Below are 24784 nucleotides of genomic sequence, written 5' to 3' on the forward strand. Positions count from 1 at the left end.
GTGTCACTTTCGCTTTGGCAGCATTGTCTTGCCCGATTGCAGGATGAGTTACCTGCCACTGAATTTAGTATGTGGATACGTCCCTTGCAGGCAGAACTAAGCGATGATACGCTGGCGCTGTATGCACCTAATCGTTTTGTTTTAGATTGGGTGAGAGAAAAATACATTAATAATATCAACGCATTATTAGTGGATTTTTGTGGCTCTGAAGTCCCTTCTTTACGTTTTGAAGTCGGTAATAAACCCGCATCAACACGTACTACGGAAAGTATTCCTAAAGCAGTTGTACATCCAACGGTGAATACAGCTCCAACGCATAGTCAACCTATTCGCCCAAGTTGGGATAATCAACCTGCGTCTCAACTGCCTGAACTTAATTATCGTTCTAACGTTAACCCTAAACATAAGTTTGATAACTTCGTCGAAGGTAAATCAAACCAGTTAGCAAGAGCTGCGGCAAGACAAGTTGCTGATAACCCTGGTGGTGCTTATAACCCACTCTTTCTATATGGTGGAACGGGGCTTGGTAAAACGCACTTATTGCACGCGGTGGGTAACAGCATTATGGAACGTAAAGCGAATGCAAAAGTCGTTTATATGCATTCTGAACGTTTTGTACAAGATATGGTAAAAGCGTTACAAAATAACGCGATAGAAGACTTTAAACGCTATTACCGTTCTGTGGATGCACTATTAATTGATGATATTCAATTTTTTGCCAATAAAGAGCGTTCACAAGAAGAATTTTTTCATACCTTTAACGCATTGTTAGAGGGTAATCAGCAAATCATTTTAACGTCAGACCGTTATCCGAAAGAGATAAATGGTGTTGAAGACAGATTAAAATCACGCTTTGGTTGGGGATTAACGGTTGCCATTGAGCCACCTGAACTTGAAACCCGAGTAGCGATTTTGATGAAAAAAGCGGATGAAAACCAAATTCAGTTACCTGACGAAGTGGCCTTTTTTATTGCCAAAAGACTTCGTTCTAACGTCCGTGAGCTTGAAGGTGCATTAAACCGAGTGATTGCTAACGCAAACTTTACAGGTCGTGCGATTACTATCGACTTTGTACGTGAAGCATTACGTGATCTGCTCGCTTTGCAGGAAAAATTAGTCACTATTGATAATATTCAAAAAACGGTTGCTGAATATTATAAAATTAAAGTCGCTGATTTACTGTCAAAGCGGAGATCTCGATCGGTTGCCCGTCCGAGGCAAATGGCAATGGCGCTGGCGAAGGAATTAACAAACCACAGCTTGCCTGAAATCGGGGATGCCTTTGGGGGGCGTGATCATACAACTGTACTTCATGCGTGCCGAAAAATAGAGCAATTGCGTGAAGAAAGTCATGACATCAAAGAAGATTTTTCTAACTTAATCAGAACATTATCATCCTAGCGCTATGAAATTTATCATTGAACGTGAACAGCTTCTTAAGCCGCTACAACAAGTAAGTGGCCCTTTAGGTGGTCGTCCAACATTACCTATTTTAGGTAACCTATTGCTTAAGGTTACTGAAAACACCTTATCGCTAACAGGGACTGACCTTGAAATGGAGATGGTGGCAAGAGTTAATCTTAGCCAATCTCATGAAATGGGTGCTACAACTGTTCCTGCGCGTAAGTTTTTTGATATTTGGCGTGGGCTACCAGAAGGTGCTGAAATCAGTGTTGAGCTCGACGGTGATCGTCTCTTAGTGCGTTCAGGTCGTAGTCGTTTCTCTTTATCAACATTACCTGCATCTGATTTTCCTAATTTAGATGACTGGCAAAGTGAAGTTGAATTTACTTTGCCTCAAGCAACATTAAAACGTCTGATTGAGTCCACTCAATTTTCAATGGCGCATCAAGATGTACGTTATTATCTTAACGGTATGTTGTTTGAAACTGAAAATACAGAGTTACGCACAGTTGCAACAGATGGACACCGTTTAGCGGTATGTTCAATGGATATTGGACAATCTTTACCGGGGCATTCTGTTATTGTTCCTCGTAAAGGTGTCATTGAATTGATGCGTTTACTTGATGGCGGTGGTGAAAGCTCACTGCAACTACAAATCGGTAGCAACAATATACGTGCCCATGTAGGTGATTTTATTTTCACCTCGAAGTTGGTTGATGGTCGTTTCCCTGACTATCGTCGTGTATTACCGAAAAACCCAACGAAAACAGTAACAGCGGGTTGTGATATTCTTAAACAGGCATTTTCTCGTGCTGCAATTTTATCTAATGAAAAATTCCGTGGTGTGCGTATAAATCTCACCAATGGTCAATTGAAGATTACAGCGAATAACCCTGAACAAGAAGAAGCAGAAGAGATTGTTGATGTTCAATATCAAGGTGAAGAAATGGAAATTGGCTTTAATGTCAGTTATCTCCTTGATGTACTTAATACATTGAAATGTGAGGAAGTTAAGCTTCTGCTAACAGATGCTGTTTCAAGTGTTCAAGTGGAGAATGTGGCAAGTTCTGCGGCTGCTTATGTTGTTATGCCAATGCGTTTATAATAGTCACTAACATGATTTTATCCCGTTTATTGATCCGTCATTTTAGAAATATTGAACAGGCGGATCTGCCATTAGCGGATGGCTTTAATTTCCTTGTTGGACCTAACGGGAGTGGTAAAACAAGTATACTTGAAGCGATTTACACTTTAGGTCATGGACGCGCATTTCGTAGCTCGCAAGCTAATCGCGTGATCCAGCATGATGAAAGTGAATTTATTCTTCATGGGCGTTTAAGTGGGCTCAATGAAGAGAGCCGTGGTTATGCGATTGGATTAAGTAAAGATCGCGAAGGTAATAGCACAGTTCGTATTGATGGCAGCGATGGTCATAAAATTGCAGAGTTAGCAAAATTGTTACCCATGCAATTAATAACACCTGAAGGCTTTACACTACTGAATGGTGGGCCTAAATATCGTCGCGCTTTTATTGATTGGGGTTGTTTTCATAATGAACCTCGATTTTTTGCTGCATGGTCAGATTTAAAACGTGTATTAAAACAACGTAATGCAGCACTAAGGCAAGCAACGTCTTATCGACAACTGATGCCTTGGGATAAAGAACTTATCTCATTAACAGAACAGATAAGTGAATGGCGAGCTCAATATACCGAAGATATCGCTAAAGATATTGAAGAAACGTGTCGTCTGTTTTTGCCTGAGTTTTCGTTGAAAGTGAGCTTTCAACGGGGATGGGATAAAGAAACAGATTATGGTGAGTTGCTAGCACGTCAATTTGAACGTGATAAAATGCTAGCGTATACCTCACTTGGTGCTCATAAAGCGGATTTACGTATTAGAGCAAACGGCACGCCAGTAGAAGATATGTTGTCACGAGGCCAGCTCAAGTTATTGATGTGTGCTTTGAGGCTGGCACAAGGTGAATATTTCACTCGTAAGAATGGGCAAAGATGCCTGTATCTGCTCGATGATTTTGCTTCCGAATTAGATGCAAGTCGGCGTCAGTTGTTAGCCGAGCGTCTAAAGTCTACGCAAGCTCAAGTGTTTGTCAGTGCGATAACACAAGGGCAAGTGAAAGATATGCTAGATGTAAATAGCAGGCTATTTAGCGTAGAACGTGGCAAAATAGAGGTTAAACCATAGGAATAAAGCGAGAAACGTTGATGTCGAATACATATGACTCCTCAAGTATCAAAGTATTAAAAGGGCTGGATGCGGTGCGTAAGCGCCCGGGGATGTATATCGGGGATACAGATGATGGAACCGGTCTGCATCACATGGTCTTCGAGGTGGTCGACAACGCAATCGACGAAGCCCTCGCGGGTTTCTGTGATGAGATAATTGTCACTATCCATTCAGATAACTCCGTCTCTGTTCGAGATGATGGTCGTGGAATTCCAACCGGCATTCACCCAGAAGAGGGTGTCTCAGCGGCAGAGGTTATTATGACCGTTCTGCATGCGGGGGGTAAATTCGATGATAACTCCTATAAAGTCTCTGGTGGACTTCATGGTGTAGGGGTTTCTGTTGTTAATGCGTTGTCTGAAAAACTTGAACTGACAATCCATCGTGATGGAAATATCCATCAGCAAATTTATCGTCATGGTGTGCCTGATGATCGCTTAAAAGTCATTGGCGATACTGAAAAATCAGGGACATTTGTACGCTTCTGGCCAAGTCTTGAAACCTTTAAAGGCGAGACTGAATTCCAGTATGAAATCTTAGCAAAACGTCTTCGTGAGTTGTCATTCTTAAACTCAGGCGTTTCTATCCGTTTAATTGATAAACGTGATAACCGTGAAGATCATTTCCACTATGAAGGCGGTATTAAAGCATTCGTTGAATACTTAAGCCGTAATAAAACGCCAATTCACCAAAATGTATTCTATTTCTCTACTGAAAAAGATGGTATTGGTGTTGAAGTGGCGATGCTGTGGAATGATGGTTTCCAAGAGAATGTTTATTGCTTTACCAACAATATCCCACAACGTGATGGTGGCACTCACTTAGTTGGTTTCCGTACTGCAATGACACGTACGTTAAACAACTATATGGATAAAGAAGGGTTTAATAAGAAATCGAAAATCAGTGCAACGGGTGATGATGCTCGTGAAGGCCTGATTGCGGTTATCTCTGTTAAAGTACCTGATCCTAAATTCTCATCACAAACAAAAGATAAACTGGTTTCTTCAGAAGTGAAAACAGCGGTAGAAACGCTGATGAATGAGAAGCTGGTGGAATATCTGTTAGAAAATCCAAACGACGCGAAAATTGTTGTTGGTAAAATCATTGATGCCGCTCGTGCTCGTGAAGCTGCGCGTAAAGCTCGTGAGATGACACGTCGTAAAGGCGCATTAGATTTAGGTGGTTTACCGGGTAAATTAGCGGACTGTTCTGAACGTGACCCTGCTTTCTCTGAACTGTACTTAGTGGAAGGGGACTCTGCGGGCGGCTCGGCAAAACAAGGTCGTAACCGTAAAACACAGGCTATTCTTCCGTTAAAAGGTAAAATCCTAAACGTTGAAAAAGCGCGCTTTGATAAAATGTTGGCTTCTCAAGAAGTTGCAACGTTAATCACTGCATTAGGTTGTGGTATCGGTCGTGATGAATATAACCCAGATAAACTGCGTTATCACAGCATTATCATCATGACGGATGCGGACGTCGATGGTTCTCACATTCGTACTTTGCTACTGACATTCTTCTATCGTCAAATGCCAGAAATTATCGAACGTGGTCATATCTTTATTGCTCAGCCACCACTTTACAAAGTGAAGAAAGGTAAACAAGAGCAATACATCAAAGATGACGACGCAATGGACGAATATCTGATGTCGATCGCGCTTGATGGTGCAGCACTTTATGTGAGTGAACACGCACCAGCAATGCACGGTGAGCAACTCGAAAAACTGGTTGTTGATTACCATGCAGCGCACAAGATTATTCGTCGTATGGAGCGTATCTATCCTCTTAGTATGTTAAACAGCTTGGTGTATCACTCAACGCTGACAGAAGATGCGTTATCTGATAAAACTAAAGTTGAAGAGTGGATGAGTGGCTTGGTTAACCGTCTAAATGAAGCGGAAGATCAAGGCAGTACTTATAGTTACACTATCGCTCAAAACGATGAAAACCGTCTGTTTGAACCTGTGTTACGTATTCGTACTTATGGTGTGGATACAGACTACAAACTGGATTATGACTTTATCCACAGTAGCGAATATCAACGTATTACTCATTTAGGTGACATTATCGGTAACCTGATTGAAGAGGGGGCGTTTATTGAGCGTGGAGAGCGTCGTCAGCCAATTTCAAGCTTTGAAGAAGCACTTGAGTGGTTAACAAAAGAATCACGTCGTGGTCTTGCTGTACAGCGTTATAAAGGTCTTGGTGAAATGAACCCAGAGCAATTATGGGAAACCACCATGAATCCAGATACACGCCGTATGATGCAAGTGACCGTGAAAGATGCGATTGCAACTGATGAATTATTTACCACCTTAATGGGTGATGCGGTTGAACCTCGTCGTGCCTTTATCGAAGAGAATGCACTGAAAGCGGCAAATATTGATATCTAGTTTTAGATTAAGTTAGATAAAAAAAGCGGAGCCATGAAAATGGTTCCGCTTTTTTGTTGGCGTAAATAATTACGCTTATCCGCGTTGTCCGACCAAACGACACAGCATCTCTGTTACTAAATAGCTCTTTTCAAATGAGCTAACAGGTAAAAACTCAAAACGAGAGTGGAAATTCAATGCACCAGTGAAATAGTTTGGTGTTAGTAATCCTCTTGCTGAAAGTGCTGAGCCATCTGTACCTCCTCGCATTGGGATCACATTAGGTTGAATATCTAATCGTTTTAATGCCTCAAAAATAAGTTCGATAGCGGTGCGATCTTCCCCAATCGAATCACTGATATTGCTATACACATCGACAATCTCATAATCGATTTGCGCACGAGGGTGACGAGCTTGGATCAACGCAACAGATTGCTTAATAAACTGTTTACGGGCTTCATAACTTTGCTTGTCAAAATCACGAATAGCCATTTTAATCACTGCATTATCAGGATTGGCGATTAAATCAGTGACATAGAAATAACCTTCGCGGTGTTCGGTGTGCTCTGGTGTATCAAAGCGGTCAAAACAGCCAATAAAATCATGAGCAACGCGAATTGGGTTTAATAATACGTTTTTCGCTGACATTGGGTGCGCAGTAATACCTTTTACAGACACTTTAATTGATGCCGCATTAAAGGTTTCATACACCACCTCGCCTAATGCACAGCAATCAATGGTGTAAGCAAAATCAACGTTGAAGCGAGATAAATCCATCAGTTTAGAACCGCGTAATCCAATCTCTTCATCAGGTACAAACGCAACATAGATATCGCCACAATCAAAATCAGCATGTTGAAGTTTATCCATCAACTCCATAACTACGGTGATCGCGGCTTTATTATCAGCACCTAATACGCTTGTACCATCACTGAAGATAATCTCTTCACCAATATAAGGTTCTGCTTCAGGATGTTCTTGTGCTTTAAACCAGACATCTTTCTCTTTATTTAAGCAGAGATCTTTTCCTTCATAACGCAGTGTTTGAGGGTGAATATCAGGTGAAATGCCCACATCAACGGTATCAAGGTGAGCAACAAACCCAACTTTAGGGGCATTGGGTTTAGTACCCGGTCTCATTGCATATAAAATGGCATGAGAATCGATATAGATATCTTTTAATCCATAAGTTTCTAGCTCTTTAGCCAGTAACTTTGCTAACTCAAGTTGTCCCTGCGTGCTAGGCACCACAGAAGCAGATGCATCACTTTGGCTTTCAATTGCCAGATAACGGAAGAAACGCTGTTCTAACTTTTGACCTAGGGTGTTCATTATAATGTTGTTCCTAATACAGTTGTTTTTATAAGCGTGAGTTATGATGCCGGTTGCCATGTATATCCACTGTCAAAGCCAAGAGGAATATCGAGTCCCCAGAAGACAAACAGTGTCGTCGTTAATACAATAAGCAAGCCAATAGTGAACGGGATCATCATTGAGCACAGTGTGCCGATACCTGCCCCTTTATAGTATTTTTGGCAATACATCAAAATCAGTGGGTAGAAGGGGAACATCGGTGTACTCACATTCATTGCGGAATCACTGACACGGAACGCAGCTTGCGTTAATTCAGGTGAAATTCCGACAGCCATTAACATTGGCACTAATACCGGAGCAATAACAGCCCATTTTGATGTTGCTGAGGTGATCATAATATTTAAAATCGCAGTCAGCAAAATCACACCTAATACCGTCATACCTGAAGGCATATTAAGCGTACGCAGTAACTCTGCACCCGATAACGCTAATAGAGTCCCTAAATTCGAGTGTTGGAAAGAGTAAAGAAACTGAGCCGCAAAAAAGGCAAAAACGATAAATGGGATCAGCGATTTAGTGATATTTTCCATTGCTTTGACGATATCTTTTGTGGAAGCAAAAGACTTGGCCATATAGCCATAGATTAAGCCGGGTACAGAGAAGAAGATAAACAGTAAAGGCACCACAATTTGCATAATTGGCGCTTTAGGGCTGGTTAAACTGCCTTCTGGTGAACGTAATGGTGAGGTTTCTGGTAATAGCAGGGCAAATAAACCAATACCCATCAATACAACCGCCCAACCTGCAAAACGGAATGCACGTTTTTCTATTGGTGTGATTTCACCTAACTCTGCATCCTTGGTATCAATCCCTGAAGAGACAGGGCAGTTTTTGTTTAGCCAAGGCTCTACAATTTTTTCAGTGATATACCAACAAGTTAAAATAACACCAAATGTACCGCCTACACTAAAAAAGTAGTTACATAAAACGTTAACGCTATATCCCGGAGCCATAATTTGCGCTGCTTCTTGAGTAAAGCTTTGCATTATTGGATCAATAATTGACGGTGTATAACTTGCGGTAAATCCACCCGCTAAACCTGCAAATGAGGCAGCGATACCGGCTAAAGGATGACGACCACTGGCATAAAACATCATCGCAGAGACTGGCATAAGAATAACGTAAGCAGAGTCAGACGCTAAGTGCGCAACAATACCAACAAAAACAACGGTTGGTGTTAGCATTCTAGGAGAAATAAACGAAAGCATCTTTTTTAACGCTGTTTTAATAAAACCGCTGCTTTCTGCAATACCAATCCCTAATGTTGCAACAATTGTTATCCCAAGAGGTGGAAAACTAATGAAATTTTTCACTGCACTTGTCACAAATAATATAATTTCTTCATATTGAAACATATTAATGACAGTGATTTTCTCTTTAGTCACTGGGTGGAAATAATCAAAATGTACAAAAGAGAGGAGAAATGAAAATATCCAGCAGATCACTAAGGCGTAAACGAACAGCATCGTAACATCAGGCATGATATTACCAATACGTTCTACTCGGTTTAAAAAACCTTTTTTATTGGGTTGTGTTTGTGTTGTCATATTTATAATGCATCTTTTTATAAAAGTAATAAAAATCACCATAAATAAATGACAATACAAAGTAAATTTATTTTTAAATAATAAGTAGTTACCGCAGTTTCTATAAAATGGAGAGAAAAGGAATAATATATTAGAAATCGTTATATTTAGATTTTCTTCATCATTACTTTTCAGTTGTTAAAAAATGCTTTATTTATTTTTGCACTCTATTTTGAATAAAAACAGGTGGATTATGCTGAATAATCTGCCTGAATTCTTTAGAGTTATTTTTGAAACTATTGTAGGAAACGTATTTTATAAAGCGCCATAAAATTAAAAATAAATAAAATATGAAAAATTAAAAAATAGTTTTATGAAGAAAGAAGAGGGGGGAAATAAGAAATGAAGAGAATGACTATTGAGAATAAGAATATCAACCATTTCTATTATCTAAAAATGGCCGATATTCTAAATAATTAATATTAACGCAGAATATTCAGCATACGGCGTAAAGGCTCTGCGGCACCCCATAACAGCTGGTCACCCACTGTAAAGGCTGAAATAAATTCAGGGCCCATATTCAGTTTGCGAATACGGCCAACTGGTGTGCTCAATGTACCGGTAACTGCGGCTGGTGTTAATTCACGTATAGTTAATTCACGATCATTAGGAATGACTTTTACCCAATCGTTATGGCTTGCAAGTAATTGTTCAATTTCAGCAACGGGTAAGTCTTTTTTCAGTTTTAAAGTGAATGCTTGGCTATGGCAACGTAATGCACCAATACGAACGCAAAGACCATCTACAGGAATGATATTTGAACCTGTATTGAGGATCTTGTTGGTTTCTGCTTGCCCTTTCCACTCTTCGCGGCTTTGGCCATTTTCTAATTGTTTATCAATCCAAGGGATCAAGCTACCTGCTAGAGGAACACCAAATTGCTCAGTTGGCATCGCACCACTGCGCGTAAAGTTAGTGACTTTACGTTCAATATCTAAGATTGCTGATGCTGGGTTTTCTAGCTCTTTAACCACTTGATTATGTAAAGAGCCCATCTGTGACAGTAACTCTCTCATATGGCGAGCCCCCGCCCCAGAAGCCGCTTGATAAGTGGATACGCTTGCCCATTCCACTAAATTGTTAGCAAACAGACCACCTAATGACATCAGCATTAAACTGACGGTACAGTTACCGCCAACAAAGGCTTTAATACCTTTATTTAAGCTGTCTTGAATATGCTGTCCATTAACAGGATCGAGAATAATCACGGCATCATCATTCATACGCAGTGCGGATGCTGCATCAATCCAGTAACCTTGCCAACCTGCTTGACGAAGTTTTGGATAGATTTCATTGGTGTAGTCACCACCTTGGCAACTAATAATAATATCGAGTGATGCTAAGGTATCAATATCATAAGCATCTTGCAGAGTGCTACGGTGATTACCATAAGCGGGTGCTGCTTCACCTAATTGAGATGTGGTGAAGAAAACAGGGTTTATCCCATCAAAATCGCGTTCTTCAACCATTCTTTGCATTAAAACGGAGCCGACCATACCACGCCAGCCCACAAAACCAACATTTTTCATTGTAATTACCCTGTCTTTATCTGTAGGAATAGTGAGAGACCTCACACTAACCTGACAAAATATAGAGATGGGTGCAAGTTAATTTATTGATTATTTACCAAAGAATTAGAAGTGTTTCTTATAGTCTTCGTAGAGTTAACAAAAGAAAGCCGCAGAACGAACAAATATCAATGAGTTGTTAAAAAAGAAAATGAACCAACCATAAAAGTGTAAGAATAATCTGCTATATCTTATTTTCTTTTTTAGGATAAATAAAAATATATTCTTGTTTAAGAAAATAGAGTAAAAATAGAAAAATGTAAAATAGTGTAATATATAAGAAAAACGTATTTACTTAGAGATGACTCCAAGCTTTATACTGAAAGTCATTATTCAATAGATGATGTATTTTCATAAATAAAAAATAATGATGAATGTTCTTCATTTAATCTAATTTTTATTTTACCTTAATTAAAAGGCACTAGGAGGCGAAGATGGATATATCCACATTCATTCCATTATCTACATACTACTCATATTTAAAACGGTTTGTGATCTCACCAACCACGATGGGTACTATCGCGCCTTCATCTCGTTGGTTATGCTACGAAATGTTAGATAAACTCAATTGGCAACAGGATCTTCAGGTTGCTGAGTTAGGTGCTGGTACGGGTGTTATTACTCAACAGATCTTAAAAAGAATGTCGTTGAATTCTTCATTAGATGTTTTTGAAATAGAACCCAGCTTTGCGACAGAATTAGATAAAATTAACGATAAACGATTAAGGGTTTATACCGCATCAGCGGAGAAATTAAATAGCCATTATAATATGATTATTTCAGGGCTACCTTTTTTATCTATTCCTAGAAAAACAGGTTTAAGAGTTTTAAAACGTGTACATAAAGAATTATTAAAAACACAAGGTTGTTTTGTATTATTCCAATATACAACTCGATATGAAAAAACGTTATCTCGTTATTTTCATTTAGAAAAAAAATTGGTAATGCTGAATGTTCCTCCTGCTTGGGTTTATTATTGCACACCAAAACATAAGATAGGGTAAATACAAAGCTTGCTCGACGTTTATATTGCAAATAACAAATAAGAATAGATGTTATTTATTTAGATAATGTGTGAGCAAGCAAAATAATACTCTTTTCAATTTCAATAGGATCATGAGCCGCATACCCTAATAATACGCCTTTTTTTGGGTAAGTTTGGATGCAGTAACGGGATAAAGGCTGTATAGCTAATCCAATCTCTCGTGATTTTTTCACAATATATTCTTCTGTATAGCCAGCCTGTAACCAGCAGACAATATGGATACCGGAGTCTGTCGGTTCAACACGGAAAACATGAGATAGATGTGTTTTTATAGCATTAGTTAACACTTGATAGCGTTCATAACAGGCTTTTCGTATTCGTCTAACATGACGTGCATAATGCCCTTGAGAAATAAACAGCGCCAATGTAGCTTGCTCTAAAAAGCCAGAATGTGAATCGGTATAGTATTTAGCAGCTTTAAAGGCATCAACTAAAGGTAAAGGAACCACTAAAAAACCTAAACGAAATCCGGGATACATCATTTTTGAGAATGTGCCGGCATAAATAACGCGCTGGTATTTATCTAATCCTTGGAGAGATTGAATGGGTTTAGAGTGATAGCGAAATTCACTATTGTAGTCATCTTCGAAGATCCACACATTATTGGATGATGCCCACTCTAACAACGCAATACGGCGTGAAAGTGAGAGCGTATTACCTAAAGGGAATTGATGAGAAGGTGTGGTAAAAACAAGTTTTGCTTCAGGGCACTGCTCTATTCCTTGATAAATATCCATTCCATCAATATCTGAATTTATTGGATGTGATTTTATACCATAAGATGTGAAGATCCCCCGAGCACTGTCATAACCAGGATCATCTAACCAAACAGCACCACCTTCTTTTAATAATACTCTGGTGGTGAGATTAATCGCTTGCTGTGTTCCATTCACAATAATGATTTGCTCAGGTTGGCAAAAAAGTCCACGAGTTGATTGCATGTATTGGCATATCATTTCTTTTAAAGGCGTGTAACCTGTTGGCGAATTAAATGTTGCGAGTGCTTTTTTCGATTGTCGCCAAACTCGCCCTAATAATCTTCCCCAAAGCTCATGTGGAAAAAGATCAACACATCCAATACCGACATGAAATATCGGGTTACTATTGATATTGGGTTGCGACTGTTGCCAAAAAGCTTGTGCTTTTTGCATATTGGGGTTTAGTGTTTCTAATGGGCTTTCGATTGCTGGTAATGAATAAGAGTGAGTTGTTTTGATCCACTTATCCGAAATAATGGCATCAGGGATTGTGCTTGCAACAAAAGTACCTGCACCGCGTCGAGTAAATAAATAGCCTTCATCAATTAAACGTTCAAATCCTGCGATAACAGAATTGCGGGAAATCGACATCATTTCAGCTAAGGTACGGCTTGATGGTAAACGACTACCTGACGATAAACGCCCATCTAAAATCGCCTTTCTAATCGCGTGATAAACCTGAGAGCCAATGGGCCCTTCTTCTAAAACAAGATTAGGGAAATACGCTGTTTTTTTCTGTTTCATAAAGTGGACCCTATAAAAACACAAAAAGTGTACCTTATTGAGAACCAAAATTAAACGTACCATGACCACGATTAAAGGCAGGTGATACCTTTTTATAGCATTTATGAAAGTAGAAGGAAGTGAAGAGATGAGCACAACACCAATAACTGTTTCAATTCAGTTTGTTGAACAAGAGCATTATGCTCAATGGTTGCCACATTGGTTAAGTTATCAAGCATTTTATAAAGTTGAGTTATCAGAAGAGACAACATTAAAAACATGGGCACGTTTTTTTGATGAAAAAGAACCTGTTTATTGTGCTGTAGCGATGGAAGGTGAAAAGGTATTAGGCTTTGTACATTATCTTTTTCATCGCTCAACATGGGCTGAAAGCGATTTTTGTTATTTAGAAGATTTATTTGTTTCACCAGATACACGTGGTCGCCATGTAGGTAAGCAACTTATTGAGTTTGTTAATCAACAAGCCAAAGAGCGTGATTGTGCTCGTCTATATTGGCATACACAGGAAACTAATTTACGTGGTCAGCGCTTATATAATTGGGTAGCAGAAAAACCGGGTGTGATTGAATACCGTATGGCGCTATAAAAGAATATTAGGTAGGACAGACAGGGTATAAAAGAGATGGCGATATTTGCCCTCTCTTTTCTGAGTTAGGGTTATTTATTTGATTTTGGGTTAATTAAACTCTTGTTGGCAATAAAACTCATTGCCAACTTTTTTTGCTTCTTCACAAGCCTGTTTCATTAATTCATCTGCTTTTTGCTTGTTAGGCTCAATAATATAATATTGGCCAGAGAACATAAAAGAAGCCATTGCTTGAGCGAATCCTTCAAAAGTCATTTCATTAGCTTTTGCAAACCACATATTCGCTTTTTCAGTATCTACAGGCACATTGTCAACCCCACTATAAAGAACACCTAACCAAATCGGAGCGTAAACAAGTTCTGGTTGATGAGTCGCTGCAACTTCTTCTAATAATACAATCGCTTTTTTATGATCTGTTTCTCCAGATAATGGCGCAATGAGAGCTGTTGCTAAACTTATTTTTCCTCTTATGCTTCCTTTATTTACTGCGAGAGTAGCTAATTTTTTTGCTTCAACATAATAATTTTTAAAATAAGGGTCGGCATTAAATAAGTAAATATCAGCAAGTAATGCATAGGCATCGGCATAGTCGTTTTTTATTGCCTCATTTGCCCACAGTTGTGCATTAAGAAGGTTTTTTTCTACGCCTGTTCCCATCGAATACATTTCAGCTAACTGATATTGAGCTTGTGCATTATGGTTTAGTGCTTCTTTGCGAGTATCTTCAAATTTTCTTTTGTCTTGCTCTTCAAAATTAGCATGCAAAGAAAAGGAGAAAAAAAGTGTAATTAGGCTGATAAAGGTCGAAATATATTTAATAAATGTCATGTAGGGTACCGTTTGTAATGATTTTGAAAATCTTACCAATAATAATGGTATAAAAGCAGTTTATTTCTTCGGCTTAATCAAATAAATAACAATATTGGGAGCGCGATAATGGCGATTGATCTTAGCAATCTTGTCACGGAAAGTAGAAATCATAACAGTGAAAATATAGACACACTTTCAACTTTGGATATGCTAAAAGTTATTAATAATGAAGATAAAAAAGTGCCATTAGCCGTCGAAAAAACGTTACCTGAGATTGTTCAATTAGTTGATAAAGTTGCGACCGCTTTTTCTCAAGGTGGTCGTCTTATTTATTGTGGCGCTGGTACATCGGGGCGATTAGGGATTTTAGATGCCAGTGAATGTCCTCCAACTTATGGTACACCTCATGAAATGGTGATTGGATTAATTGCTGGTGGACACAAGGCTATTTTACAAGCTGTCGAGAATGCAGAAGACAATATTCAACTAGGCGAACAAGATTTACGCCAGCTTAATTTTAACGAGAAAGATGTTTTAGTAGGTATTGCTGCAAGTGGTAGAACACCGTATGTGATAGGTACTTTGCAGTATGCAAAATCATTAGGTGCAACAACAGGGGCGATAAGTTGCAATCCAGAAAGCCCGATTGCCAAACTTGCTGATATTACCATTACACCGATTGTGGGTGCTGAAGTGGTAACAGGCTCATCGCGTATGAAAGCTGGCACAGCACAAAAACTTATCTTAAATATGATAACAACTGGCGCGATGATAAAAATCGGCAAAGTTTTTGGTAATTTAATGGTGGATGTTGAAGCAACCAATGCCAAATTGGTTGAACGCCAAATTCGTATTGTAATGCAAGCAACTGAGTGTGAAAGAGCTATCGCTGAAGAAGCATTATCACAATGTCATCGTCACTGTAAAACGGCAATTCTAATGATCTTAGCAAATGTAGATGCACAGCAAGCCACACAGATGCTTAATCAAAACAAAGGATTTATTAGAAAGGCATTGGGTGAGTGATTTTCATTTATTAAATAGAGAGTTAAATTTTATTCTTGATTAAAGCCAGCAAATACAAGGTATCTACTGGCTTGATAGTCGGCTGTAAATCGCTAAGAAATCTTACTCAATGTTTTGGATCTGCTCACGCATTTGTTCAATTAAAACTTTTAATTCAATGGCTGAATTAGTGACTTCAGTATTAATTGATTTTGATGCTAATGTATTGGATTCACGGTTAAATTCTTGCATCATAAAATCAAGACGACGACCTACCGCCTCTTTTTTCACAAGAATTTTGCGTGTTTCTTTAACGTGGGCTTCTAATCTATCAAGCTCTTCAGCAACATCTAAACGTTGTGCTAACATCACTAACTCTTGTTCTAAACGATTATTATCAATTTGGACTTGAGCTTCTTCTAATTTGCTCGTTAAACGTTCACGTTGCCATTGTAAAACTTCAGGCATCTGTGCTCTCACCTTAACAACTTCTTCGCAAACAGCATCTAAACGCTGTTCAATAAGTACTTTCAGTGATTGTCCTTCAGCTTCACGGCTTGCGATAAAGGCATCAATAGCCAGATCTAACTCAGCTAAAAGTTCAGTACCAATGGCATCTAAATCTTGCTCTTGTGCTGAAATAACACCTGGCCAACGTAAAATATCAAATGGGCTGATAGTGCCTTCATGGCTGTGACTTTTTACCCAGTTGGCAGAAACAATCAGTTGTTTTGCTAAATTTTCATCAAGATTAAGTTCGCCTTGAAAACGAGCATTAAGATCAAAACGTAAGTTACATTCAATTTTACCGCGCGTTAAGCGATTACGTAGACGTTCACGAATAACTGGCTCTAAACTACGTAATTGCTCAGGTAAACGAATATAAGTTTCAAGATAGCGTTGGTTTACGGAACGCAGTTCCCATGCAGCGCTACCCCAGTCTTTTTTGATGTCTCGGCGAGCAAAAGCGGTCATGCTACGGATCATAATAGGGTCTCAATAGTGTAAAAGATGATACGATTATAACCCTAGGCATCGATACAGGATAGGCATAAGCCATTTTAGGTCGTATAATGCGCCCCCAATATGTCAGAGAAAGCGGAGATAACACCATGCGTCCAGCAGACAGACAAGCAGACCAAGTACGTCCTATTACCATCACTCGCCATTATACAAAACACGCTGAGGGTTCTGTATTAGTCGAATTTGGTGATACTAAAGTCTTGTGTAACGCCACTGTAGAAGAGGGTGTACCACGTTTTCTTAAAGGACAAGGGCAAGGTTGGGTAACCGCAGAATATGGTATGCTTCCTCGCGCAACAAATAGTCGTAATGCACGTGAAGCGGCTCGTGGTAAACAAACTGGCCGTACTATGGAAATTCAACGCTTAATTGCACGTTCATTACGTGCCGCTGTTGATTTAAAAGCATTAGGTGAATTCACTATCACTGTTGATTGTGACGTTATTCAAGCTGATGGTGGTACACGTACGGCCTCTATCTCTGGTGCTTGCGTCGCATTAGTTGATGCTTTAAATAAAATGGTTGAAGAAGGTAAACTGAAAAAGAGCCCTCTTAAATCAATGGTCGCTGCGGTATCTGTGGGGATTGTTGATGGTGAACCATTATGCGATCTTGAATATGTTGAAGATTCTGCCGCAGAAACGGATATGAATGTGGTGATGATTGATGATGGTCGTATGATTGAAGTTCAAGGTACGGCAGAAGGTGCACCATTTAGTCACGAAGAATTACTTGCTTTACTCGCCCTTGCAAAGGGGGGGTTAGAGAAAATATTTGAAGCGCAAAAAGAGGCGCTTAAGCAATAAATTATATTTTTAAGGCGACTGAGAAGTCGCCTTTTTTATGCCTAAAATTTGTCATCAAGTAACGTAGAGAGGAGAAAGAAATGAAAGCCTACCAACGCCGCTTTATCGAACTAGCATTAGCAAAAAATGTCCTGAAATTTGGTGAGTTCACACTGAAATCAGGAAGGGTGAGTCCTTACTTTTTTAATGCCGGTTTATTTAATACAGGGCGTGATTTGGCTTTACTGGGGCAGTTCTATGCGCAAACATTATTAGATAATAATGTGTCTTGTGATGTGCTGTTTGGACCCGCTTATAAGGGGATACCTATTGCAACCACAACGGCAGTCGCATTGGTTGAACATCATGATATCGATATTCCTTACTGTTTTAATCGCAAAGAGGCTAAAGATCATGGTGAAGGAGGAACATTAGTAGGAAGCCCATTGAAAGGTAATGTTGTGATTGTCGATGATGTCATTACAGCTGGTACCGCAATTCGTGAATCAATGGAAATCATAAAACAGCATGATGCAACGCTTTCTGCCGTGTTATTAAGTTTGGATAGACAAGAGAAAGGGCGAGAAGAACTTTCTGCAATACAAGAGTTAAAACGTGACTATCAATGCCAAGTGTATTCGATTATTACCTTAGATGATTTAATTAGTTACCTAAGTGAGAATGAAACACTGTCTGAGCATTTACCTGCGGTTAAAGCTTATCGTGAGCGCTATGGCGTGAATTAATAAAGTGAATACGCGATAAACGAGTTGGTCGATTAGAGATAAAAAAAAGCCCTCGCCCAATTATGGGCGGGGTGAGTAGTACAATGAATCTTCTGCGACAATTATCACAGATATTGAAATATAAAAAGGACTTTTACAGCAGGGGCAAAGCGAGTCGCTAATGCCACAATGTAGGAACTGCACGAGTGCTATTCCTGATAAATACATTTAGGTAACTATGTACCAGAGGACGCATGTTAACACAAATAAGAAAAAAACGGCATATCTGTAAATTTCAAATTGTTGAGTTAAATCACGAGTCCATCATTTCATTGTAACTGTGCCAAAATTAATGGCCAGCGAGCTTCAAATTCTTGAGTAGGTTGATAGCGAAATTCTGTGCGTACAAAGCGCGCTAACATACCTTCACAAAAAGCGAGTAGTTGTGAAGCAAGTAACGCTTCATCATGCAAGAAAGCACTACCTTCACGAATTTTACGCTCTTTAATGACTTGTCGTAGCTGAACTTCAATACGCTCATAAAGCTGGTTTATTCGCCCTTGCAATCTGTCTTGTTCAAACATCAATGCATGACCAGTCAAAATACGAGATAGTCCCGGGTTTTTCTCAGCAAAACCGAGGATCAAGATAAGAATTAAGCGAATTCTTGCAACAGCCTCTTTTTCGTCTTTTAAAATCAAATTAATACGGGAGACTAAGCTATCTTCGATAAACTCAATCAAGCTATCAAACATTTTGGTTTTACTGGGAAAATGTCGATAGAGCGCAGCTTCAGATACACCAACAGTGGCGGCAAGCTTTGCCGTTGTGATGCGCTGACTACCATCACTTGATTCCAACATTTGGGCAAGTGACTGTAAGATTTCATCCCGTCTATTTCTTTTCTTTTTGGTTTCTTTTTCTTCTGCCATGACTGATAAGGCCCCTGCTAAAAGCAAAACAAATCAGTAAACCTTTGCACTAAGGTTTTTAGTACAAAGGGAGTGATATCGTCATTGATATAATTAATGCAAGACGTCGTTATTATTGGCGGCCGGAGTGACCAAAGCCACCGCTACCGCGTTCCGTTGCGGTAAAATCTTCAACAATATTAAATTCAGCTTGAACTACGGGTACGATAATCATTTGAGCAATACGCTCACCCGGTTCGATGGTAAACGCTGTTTGACCACGATTCCAAACCGATACCATCAGTTGACCTTGGTAGTCAGAATCAATTAGTCCAACTAAATTACCCAATACAACACCGTGTTTATGACCTAAACCTGAACGAGGAAGTACCATTGCTGCTAATCCTTCATCGGCAATATGTACAGCAAGACCTGTAGGTAATAATTCGGTTTGCCCTGGTTCAAGAACTAATGGTGCATCAAGGCAAGCGCGTAAATCTAAACCAGCAGAGCCTGTCGTGGCATAAGCAGGAAGTGGATATTCTTGACCAATACGTGCATCAAGGATTTTAACATCAATTTTTTTCATCATAATGTTTGGCTATCTCGTCAAGTAGGCGATGGCTAAGTTGTGCTTTACTACTGTGTGGTAAGCGCGTTTCTCCATTAGCCCAAATAAGGTGTAATGCATTGTTGTCACTGTTAAAGCCTTGATTTTCTATTGAAACATCATTGGCACAGATTAAATCGAGCTGCTTTTGTTCGCGTTTTTTGCGGGCATATTCTTCCACATTCTGGGTTTCGGCTGCAAATCCAACAACAAAAGGACGGTGTTCAACCATTTTTCCGACACTCGCGACAATGTCGGGGTTTTTTACCATAGTGATGGTGACTTCATCACCTTGTTTTTTTATTTTTTCAGCCGCGATAAGTTTAGCGCGGTAATCAGCAACAGCCGCACAACCAATAAAAATATCTTGCGAAGGTGCGATTAACATCACTTGTTCATACATTTCTTGTGCGCTTTCAACGTCAATACGTTTAACACAAGCGGGTGTCGGTAATGTGACAGGCCCTGCGATAAGTGTGACATCAGCTCCGCGTAATGCGGCTGCTTGCGCAATCGCAAACCCCATTTTCCCTGAGCTATGATTACTGATAAAACGCACTGGATCTAAGGCTTCACGAGTTGGACCTGCGGTTATCGTGATTTTTTTACCTGCAAAATCTTGTGGCTGTAAAGCAAGTTGTTTTTCAGCTAATGCGACAAGTGCTAAAGGATCTAACATTCGTCCCGGTCCTACATCACCACAAGCTTGACTACCAGAGTCAGGCCCCCAAATTAAACAGCCACGTTGCTCTAAAGCTGATAAATTTTCTTGTGTAATCGTGGCTCTGTACATTTGCTGATTCATTGCTGGCGCAATAGCGATAGGTGCGTTACTCGCTAAACAGAGTGTGGTAAGTAAATCATTTGCCATACCCACTCGTAAACGTGCAATAAGATCGGCAGTAGCAGGTGCAAGTAGAATTAAATCAGCCCATTTACCTAATTCAATATGCCCCATAGCGGCTTCTGCCGCTGGATCAAGTAAATCATCCGCAACAGGAAAACCAGAAACAGCTTGTAGTGATAAAGGTGTCACAAATGCATGAGCTGCGGGTGTCATTACAACTCGCACAATTGCACCTTTCTCACGTAAACGGCGTACAAGTTCAGGTGCTTTATAGGCCGCAATACCACCACTGATACCAAGAATAATCTTTTTGTCGTGAAGTGTAGTCATGATGAAATGCCTAAGTACATAAATAATTGCCCGTAATTTTACCACAAGGTCATCGTGAATTCGGAATTCTATGTAACTTCATGTTTTATAGATTAAATTTTTGCGATTTATCTCGCATAAATTTGATATGTGTCTTTTTTATACAAGATTAGCAGTTTATAGTAAATTAACTGTATAAAACAACAGTTGTTTTGTGATTAGCATTTAATGATGAGTGATGCTTCACCTAAATCCTAATGCTTATGTAAATGAATAAAATAGATCATTAATACCACTGCCTTTGCTTATTAAGGAGTCCATGGATGGAAAATCAATCGGTTAGTGAACTTTTACCTAGAGAAAAATTATTACTTTATGGCGTGGAATCACTCACCGATATTGAGTTATTGGCGCTCTTTTTACGCACCGGTACTTATGAAAAATCGGTATTAGAATTGGCGGCTTTTTTACTTAAAGAGTGCGGTTCTCTTTATCATGTTATTAATGCTGATTATGAAACTTTAGGGCGTTTTAAAGGCGTTGGTGTGGGAAAGTTTACCCAGCTACAAGCGATTAATGAAATGGCACAGCGCTTTTCTACAACACAATTTATGTATAAAAATGTATTATCTTCTTCAGAAGATACAAAGCATTACTTACAAAAATTATTGCATTGGCGAGACAGAGAAGTGTTTGTGGTACTGTTTCTTGATAATCAAAATCAATTGATTGCATTCGAAGAGATGTTTAAAGGAACAATTAACAGAGTAGAGGTTCATCCTAGAGAAATTGTCCGTCAATCAATAAAAAAGAATGCAACATCCATCATTCTTGCTCATAATCACCCTTCTGGTGTTTGCGAACCAAGTCTCGCAGATAAAGAATTAACGGAAAAAATTTTTACTGCTTGCCAATTAGTGGGTGTAAATGTACTCGATCACCTTGTGATAGGGCATGATAATTGTGTTTCTTTCGCAGAACGAGGTTGGTTGTAGCAAATATTTTTGTAATTATTGTCAATCTTTATTTGTACGGGTCTTGAGCGTTGAGGCCATTGGGCGTATACTACGCCACCTTTGAGGATCTTGGGTTTGGCGAGAAGAGCCTATCTCAGCAAGTTTTTTCTGAGGTGTTTACACAGTTTTTCAATCGTTAAAAGTTGCTGAGATGGGCTCCAAAGCCTGACGAGGCGGTCAAACCTGATATTAAAGCTCGAGCTGATTAGATTTTTGGAGAATAGACATGTCCCGAGTCTGCCAAGTTACCGGCAAGCGTCCTGTGAGTGGAAACAACCGCTCTCACGCATTAAACGCGACTAAACGCCGTTTTCTGCCAAACCTGCACTCTCACCGTTTCTGGGTTGAGTCTGAGAAACGTTTCGTAACTCTGCGTGTATCTGCTAAAGGTATGCGTGTGATTGATAAGAAAGGCATCGAATCTGTATTAGCAGATTTACGTGCCCGTGGTGAGAAGTTCTAAGGAGCTGAAAAATGGCTAAAGGTATTCGCGAGAAAATTAAACTCGTTTCTTCTGCTGGTACAGGTCACTTCTATACCACTACGAAGAACAAACGCACTATGCCAGAAAAACTGGAAATGAAAAAATTCGATCCAGTTGTTCGTCAACATGTGCTTTATAAAGAAGCTAAAATTAAATAATTTTAGTTTTCTTAAAAAACCCGACCTTAGTGTCGGGTTTTTTGTTATCTGGAGTCTGCTAAGTATAACAAAGTAAAGCTATTGTGATCTTAGCTTACTCTTTAGTTATACTATGGCTCTTTTTAAACCATCAGGTAAATGGATTGCGGATGAGTAAGTCAGTATTATCAATATTACATACAGAATCATCTTGTGGGTGGGGTGGTCAGGAAATCCGTATACTGACGGAATCTCAAGGTATGATCCGTAGAGGGCACCGAGTTGCATTAGTGTGCTGCCCTACATCCAAAATTGCCAAGGCAGCGCCTGATTATGGTATTGAGGTTTTCACATTACCCATTGAGAAAAAACGCGGTTCAGCGTTAAAAGTACTTCGCCAATGGCTGAAATTACATCATCACCAATTTGATGTTATCAATACTCATAGCTCAACCGATGCATGGTTAGTTGCCGCTTCTTGTGCCACATTACGTCATTCTCCTGTGGTTGTTCGAACTCGACATGTTTCTACGGATGTTTCACGTTCATTCCCAACACGATGGCTTTATCTTTCGTCTAGTGCCCATGTTGTGACAACAGGTGAGAAATTACGCCAGACTCTCCATCAGCATAATAAATTTCCATTAGAAAAAATGACATCAGTGCCTACGGGAATTGATCTACAACGTTTTTTTCCACAAGACAAACAACAAGCTAGAGAAAAAATTGGAATACCGAATAAACCGACATTAGGTATTGTTGCAACTATGCGAGTGTGGAAAGGACATAAATATTTAGTAGAAGCATGGAAATCATTACATCAGCAGTTTCCTGATTGGCAATTAATTTTTGTTGGTGATGGGCCTCAACGTAAAAATTTAGAACCGATGGTGAAAGCGGCAGGATTAGAGCAAAGTATCTTCTTCCTTGGTAATCGTAATGATGTGCCTGATTGTTTAAATGCAATGGATCTCTTTGCGTTACCTTCTTTTGGTAATGAAGGTGTGCCGCAAGGTATTATGCAGGCAATGGCATGTGGTCTGCCTGTTGTATCGACTACAGTTGGCGCGATTAGTGAAGCGGTTATTGACGGTAAAACAGGATTTACATTAGCACCACAAATACAAGAAATATTCACGAGTCATTTAGCTAAATTAATGAGCTCAGGTGAATTACGTGAACAGATGGGAAAAGCCGCGCTTGAACACGCTGTCTCACGATTTGGTTTGGATAATATGTTAGATAAGATGGAAAGGATCTTTATTCAGGCAATTAACGATAAAAATAAATCAGTATGATTAATGTTGATAATAAAGTCGTGAAACGATTATCTCTATTATCAACTTGGTGTATTCATCTTATTGATGAATATTTGTAATACTTTTTAGTGTATAGTCTGAGAAGTAAATGTATCATTTAAGCCAAATAAAAAGCACATGGACCCAAAAAATATATTGGTTATAGCGGTAGCACGTTTTGGTGATACATTACTTATCACCCCCGTTATCCATGCCTTAAAACAGCGTTGGCCCAATGCTCATATTCATGTATTTGCACATAAGCGTAGTGCATGCATTCTTGAGCATAATCCTGATATTAATAGTATTAGACATTTTTCTAAAAAACGCGCTGTTTGGTCAGGTTGGTTACCTAATAAACCTTATGATTTAGCTTTGGTATATGGTAATGATCGTGAATTAGTGAACTATGCTCGTCGCCAATCTCATCATACCGTTGCTTTTGCTGATATATCTGAACAGCAAGGTAATGTTACTTGGGTTGAGCGTCCTAAGTCGCCGATGGTTGCACAAAAAGAGCGTGCCTTATTAATTAATGCATTAGGGATTTATCCGAGTTGTTGGCAATTACGTTACTTTATCAGTGAGGAAGAAGTGACTTTTGCACAACAGTTTTTAAAAGATAATTCATTAATTAATAAGAATATTATTGGTTTTCAGTTACAAAGCTTTCCTGCTAAAGCCTATCGAGATTGGCCAGTGGAGAACTTTCTGCAATTAGCAAAGCAGATTATTTCCCATGACGCGAGTACGTATTTTTTGCTATTAGGTGGTAAGGAAAGTGCGCAATTATCTATTGATTTAGCTAAAAAAATAGGTGAAGAGCGATGTTTAGCTTTAGCGGGGCGTGTTTCGATGCGTCAAAATGCGGCGATTATGGCAAATTTATCGCTTTATGTTGGTGTTGACACCGGTCCTACACATTTAGCCGGTGCTTTAGATATCCCGATGGTGGCGCTATATCATAGCTATCATCCCGGGTGCTATTTAGCCCCTATACAACATTCTTGTTGTCAGGTTATCCAACACCCTACACCATTAGAAAAAGCACGTCGTGAAGATAATATGGCTGAAATCTCAGTTGAGAATGTGTGGAATGCAGTGAGTAATATCATGAATGGAATGAAGGTGAAAAAGTAA

The 24784-nt window shown here is 39.3% G+C and carries 23 protein-coding genes; 14 read left to right on the forward strand and 9 right to left on the reverse strand.

Going from position 1 to position 24784, the window contains the following annotated elements; all coding sequences use genetic code 11:
• Genes dnaA through gyrB form a run of 4 tightly spaced genes read left to right on the forward strand, consistent with a single transcriptional unit; the run spans position 1 to position 6044 of the window.
• Complete coding sequence (gene dnaA / locus D7029_RS00005) at positions 1-1401, forward strand: chromosomal replication initiator protein DnaA (protein ID WP_098941507.1); 1401 nt, start codon at positions 1-3, stop codon at positions 1399-1401.
• A gap of 4 nt (positions 1402-1405) precedes the next feature.
• On the forward strand, positions 1406-2509 hold the full coding sequence (gene dnaN, locus D7029_RS00010) for a DNA polymerase III subunit beta (protein WP_088494143.1): 1104 nt from the start codon (positions 1406-1408) through the stop codon (positions 2507-2509).
• An 11-nt stretch (positions 2510-2520) separates the two neighbouring features.
• The gene (gene recF, locus D7029_RS00015; protein ID WP_194951537.1) at positions 2521-3609 is read left to right on the forward strand and encodes a DNA replication/repair protein RecF; all 1089 of its coding nucleotides are present in this window, start codon (positions 2521-2523) and stop codon (positions 3607-3609) included.
• 20 nt (positions 3610-3629) lie between these two features.
• Positions 3630-6044, forward strand: coding sequence for a DNA topoisomerase (ATP-hydrolyzing) subunit B (gene gyrB, locus D7029_RS00020; RefSeq protein ID WP_194951538.1), 2415 nt, complete (start codon positions 3630-3632; stop codon positions 6042-6044).
• Between the two features lie 75 nt (positions 6045-6119).
• On the opposite strand, the gene pepT is transcribed toward gyrB, so the two are convergent.
• The 3 genes from pepT to asd all read right to left on the reverse strand — a co-directional run bounded on the left by pepT (position 6120) and on the right by asd (position 10512).
• Positions 6120-7355: a peptidase T gene (gene pepT, locus D7029_RS00025; protein ID WP_165121981.1), complete on the reverse strand. Its 1236-nt coding sequence runs from the start codon at positions 7353-7355 to the stop codon at positions 6120-6122.
• Positions 7356-7396: 41 nt separating this feature from the next.
• Positions 7397-8944, reverse strand: a complete 1548-nt coding sequence (locus tag D7029_RS00030) for an AbgT family transporter (protein WP_194951539.1) — start codon at positions 8942-8944, stop codon at positions 7397-7399.
• A 461-nt stretch (positions 8945-9405) separates the two neighbouring features.
• The gene (asd, locus tag D7029_RS00035) at positions 9406-10512 is read right to left on the reverse strand and encodes an aspartate-semialdehyde dehydrogenase (RefSeq protein ID WP_088494138.1); all 1107 of its coding nucleotides are present in this window, start codon (positions 10510-10512) and stop codon (positions 9406-9408) included.
• 473 nt (positions 10513-10985) lie between these two features.
• Between asd and D7029_RS00040 the strand changes: the two genes are divergently transcribed.
• Positions 10986-11555 carry a class I SAM-dependent methyltransferase gene (locus tag D7029_RS00040; protein WP_194951540.1) on the forward strand — a complete coding sequence of 190 codons (570 nt, stop codon included), beginning with the start codon at positions 10986-10988 and terminating at the stop codon, positions 11553-11555.
• Positions 11556-11610: 55 nt separating this feature from the next.
• On the opposite strand, the gene D7029_RS00045 is transcribed toward D7029_RS00040, so the two are convergent.
• Complete coding sequence (locus D7029_RS00045) at positions 11611-13098, reverse strand: PLP-dependent aminotransferase family protein (RefSeq protein ID WP_194951541.1); 1488 nt, start codon at positions 13096-13098, stop codon at positions 11611-11613.
• Positions 13099-13225: 127 nt separating this feature from the next.
• Between D7029_RS00045 and D7029_RS00050 the strand changes: the two genes are divergently transcribed.
• Complete coding sequence (locus tag D7029_RS00050) at positions 13226-13684, forward strand: GNAT family N-acetyltransferase (RefSeq protein ID WP_088495978.1); 459 nt, start codon at positions 13226-13228, stop codon at positions 13682-13684.
• A gap of 90 nt (positions 13685-13774) precedes the next feature.
• Here D7029_RS00050 and D7029_RS00055 read toward each other — a convergent pair whose 3' ends face one another.
• Positions 13775-14512, reverse strand: a complete 738-nt coding sequence (locus D7029_RS00055) for a tetratricopeptide repeat protein (RefSeq protein WP_194951542.1) — start codon at positions 14510-14512, stop codon at positions 13775-13777.
• A 108-nt stretch (positions 14513-14620) separates the two neighbouring features.
• On the opposite strand from D7029_RS00055, the gene murQ reads away from it, so the two are divergent.
• Positions 14621-15520 (forward strand): N-acetylmuramic acid 6-phosphate etherase, encoded by a 900-nt coding sequence (murQ, locus tag D7029_RS00060; protein WP_194951543.1) that lies wholly within the window; start codon positions 14621-14623, stop codon positions 15518-15520.
• A 102-nt stretch (positions 15521-15622) separates the two neighbouring features.
• Here murQ and D7029_RS00065 read toward each other — a convergent pair whose 3' ends face one another.
• A complete protein-coding gene (locus D7029_RS00065; RefSeq protein WP_075673259.1) occupies positions 15623-16486 on the reverse strand; it encodes a YicC/YloC family endoribonuclease in 864 nt (287 codons plus the stop codon).
• A gap of 125 nt (positions 16487-16611) precedes the next feature.
• On the opposite strand from D7029_RS00065, the gene rph reads away from it, so the two are divergent.
• Both rph and pyrE read left to right on the forward strand, forming a co-directional pair.
• The gene (rph, locus tag D7029_RS00070; RefSeq protein WP_069366895.1) at positions 16612-17328 is read left to right on the forward strand and encodes a ribonuclease PH; all 717 of its coding nucleotides are present in this window, start codon (positions 16612-16614) and stop codon (positions 17326-17328) included.
• An 80-nt stretch (positions 17329-17408) separates the two neighbouring features.
• On the forward strand, positions 17409-18053 hold the full coding sequence (gene pyrE / locus D7029_RS00075; protein ID WP_088494131.1) for an orotate phosphoribosyltransferase: 645 nt from the start codon (positions 17409-17411) through the stop codon (positions 18051-18053).
• Between the two features lie 308 nt (positions 18054-18361).
• Here the strand turns inward: pyrE and slmA are convergent, their stop codons facing one another.
• From slmA to coaBC, 3 genes are all read right to left on the reverse strand, one after another.
• Positions 18362-18964, reverse strand: coding sequence for a nucleoid occlusion factor SlmA (gene slmA, locus D7029_RS00080; protein ID WP_075673256.1), 603 nt, complete (start codon positions 18962-18964; stop codon positions 18362-18364).
• Positions 18965-19076: 112 nt separating this feature from the next.
• Positions 19077-19535 carry a dUTP diphosphatase gene (gene dut / locus D7029_RS00085; protein WP_006534255.1) on the reverse strand — a complete coding sequence of 153 codons (459 nt, stop codon included), beginning with the start codon at positions 19533-19535 and terminating at the stop codon, positions 19077-19079.
• Positions 19519-20730: a bifunctional phosphopantothenoylcysteine decarboxylase/phosphopantothenate--cysteine ligase CoaBC gene (gene coaBC / locus D7029_RS00090; RefSeq protein ID WP_194951544.1), complete on the reverse strand. Its 1212-nt coding sequence runs from the start codon at positions 20728-20730 to the stop codon at positions 19519-19521. The genes dut and coaBC overlap by 17 nt, the downstream gene beginning before the upstream one ends.
• 302 nt (positions 20731-21032) lie before the next feature.
• On the opposite strand from coaBC, the gene radC reads away from it, so the two are divergent.
• The 5 genes from radC (at position 21033) to D7029_RS00115 (ending at position 24784) form a co-directional block, all read left to right on the forward strand.
• Positions 21033-21704: a RadC family protein gene (gene radC, locus D7029_RS00095; protein ID WP_194951545.1), complete on the forward strand. Its 672-nt coding sequence runs from the start codon at positions 21033-21035 to the stop codon at positions 21702-21704.
• A gap of 247 nt (positions 21705-21951) precedes the next feature.
• The gene (gene rpmB, locus D7029_RS00100) at positions 21952-22188 is read left to right on the forward strand and encodes a 50S ribosomal protein L28 (protein WP_036914542.1); all 237 of its coding nucleotides are present in this window, start codon (positions 21952-21954) and stop codon (positions 22186-22188) included.
• An 11-nt stretch (positions 22189-22199) separates the two neighbouring features.
• The gene (gene rpmG, locus D7029_RS00105; protein ID WP_006534250.1) at positions 22200-22367 is read left to right on the forward strand and encodes a 50S ribosomal protein L33; all 168 of its coding nucleotides are present in this window, start codon (positions 22200-22202) and stop codon (positions 22365-22367) included.
• 149 nt (positions 22368-22516) lie between these two features.
• Positions 22517-23644, forward strand: a complete 1128-nt coding sequence (locus tag D7029_RS00110; protein WP_194951546.1) for a glycosyltransferase family 4 protein — start codon at positions 22517-22519, stop codon at positions 23642-23644.
• Between the two features lie 138 nt (positions 23645-23782).
• Complete coding sequence (locus D7029_RS00115; RefSeq protein WP_194951547.1) at positions 23783-24784, forward strand: glycosyltransferase family 9 protein; 1002 nt, start codon at positions 23783-23785, stop codon at positions 24782-24784.

Origin of the sequence: Proteus vulgaris, from assembly GCF_016647575.1 — a bacterium.
GTDB lineage: Bacteria > Pseudomonadota > Gammaproteobacteria > Enterobacterales > Enterobacteriaceae > Proteus > Proteus mirabilis_B.

What these genes read in the sequence shown, in the direction of transcription:
- dnaN (WP_088494143.1), top strand. Translation starts at nt 1,406, where the DNA reads ATGAAATTTATCATTGAACGTGAACAGCTTCTTAAGCCGCTACAACAA.
- recF (WP_194951537.1), top strand. Translation starts at nt 2,521, where the DNA reads ATGATTTTATCCCGTTTATTGATCCGTCATTTTAGAAATATTGAACAG.
- gyrB (WP_194951538.1), top strand. Translation starts at nt 3,630, where the DNA reads ATGTCGAATACATATGACTCCTCAAGTATCAAAGTATTAAAAGGGCTG.
- pepT (WP_165121981.1), bottom strand. Translation starts at nt 7,355, where the DNA reads ATGAACACCCTAGGTCAAAAGTTAGAACAGCGTTTCTTCCGTTATCTG.
- D7029_RS00030 (WP_194951539.1), bottom strand. Translation starts at nt 8,944, where the DNA reads ATGACAACACAAACACAACCCAATAAAAAAGGTTTTTTAAACCGAGTA.
- asd (WP_088494138.1), bottom strand. Translation starts at nt 10,512, where the DNA reads ATGAAAAATGTTGGTTTTGTGGGCTGGCGTGGTATGGTCGGCTCCGTT.
- D7029_RS00040 (WP_194951540.1), top strand. Translation starts at nt 10,986, where the DNA reads ATGGATATATCCACATTCATTCCATTATCTACATACTACTCATATTTA.
- D7029_RS00045 (WP_194951541.1), bottom strand. Translation starts at nt 13,098, where the DNA reads ATGAAACAGAAAAAAACAGCGTATTTCCCTAATCTTGTTTTAGAAGAA.
- D7029_RS00050 (WP_088495978.1), top strand. Translation starts at nt 13,226, where the DNA reads ATGAGCACAACACCAATAACTGTTTCAATTCAGTTTGTTGAACAAGAG.
- D7029_RS00055 (WP_194951542.1), bottom strand. Translation starts at nt 14,512, where the DNA reads ATGACATTTATTAAATATATTTCGACCTTTATCAGCCTAATTACACTT.
- murQ (WP_194951543.1), top strand. Translation starts at nt 14,621, where the DNA reads ATGGCGATTGATCTTAGCAATCTTGTCACGGAAAGTAGAAATCATAAC.
- D7029_RS00065 (WP_075673259.1), bottom strand. Translation starts at nt 16,486, where the DNA reads ATGATCCGTAGCATGACCGCTTTTGCTCGCCGAGACATCAAAAAAGAC.
- rph (WP_069366895.1), top strand. Translation starts at nt 16,612, where the DNA reads ATGCGTCCAGCAGACAGACAAGCAGACCAAGTACGTCCTATTACCATC.
- pyrE (WP_088494131.1), top strand. Translation starts at nt 17,409, where the DNA reads ATGAAAGCCTACCAACGCCGCTTTATCGAACTAGCATTAGCAAAAAAT.
- slmA (WP_075673256.1), bottom strand. Translation starts at nt 18,964, where the DNA reads ATGGCAGAAGAAAAAGAAACCAAAAAGAAAAGAAATAGACGGGATGAA.
- dut (WP_006534255.1), bottom strand. Translation starts at nt 19,535, where the DNA reads ATGATGAAAAAAATTGATGTTAAAATCCTTGATGCACGTATTGGTCAA.
- coaBC (WP_194951544.1), bottom strand. Translation starts at nt 20,730, where the DNA reads ATGACTACACTTCACGACAAAAAGATTATTCTTGGTATCAGTGGTGGT.
- radC (WP_194951545.1), top strand. Translation starts at nt 21,033, where the DNA reads ATGGAAAATCAATCGGTTAGTGAACTTTTACCTAGAGAAAAATTATTA.
- rpmB (WP_036914542.1), top strand. Translation starts at nt 21,952, where the DNA reads ATGTCCCGAGTCTGCCAAGTTACCGGCAAGCGTCCTGTGAGTGGAAAC.
- rpmG (WP_006534250.1), top strand. Translation starts at nt 22,200, where the DNA reads ATGGCTAAAGGTATTCGCGAGAAAATTAAACTCGTTTCTTCTGCTGGT.
- D7029_RS00110 (WP_194951546.1), top strand. Translation starts at nt 22,517, where the DNA reads ATGAGTAAGTCAGTATTATCAATATTACATACAGAATCATCTTGTGGG.
- D7029_RS00115 (WP_194951547.1), top strand. Translation starts at nt 23,783, where the DNA reads ATGGACCCAAAAAATATATTGGTTATAGCGGTAGCACGTTTTGGTGAT.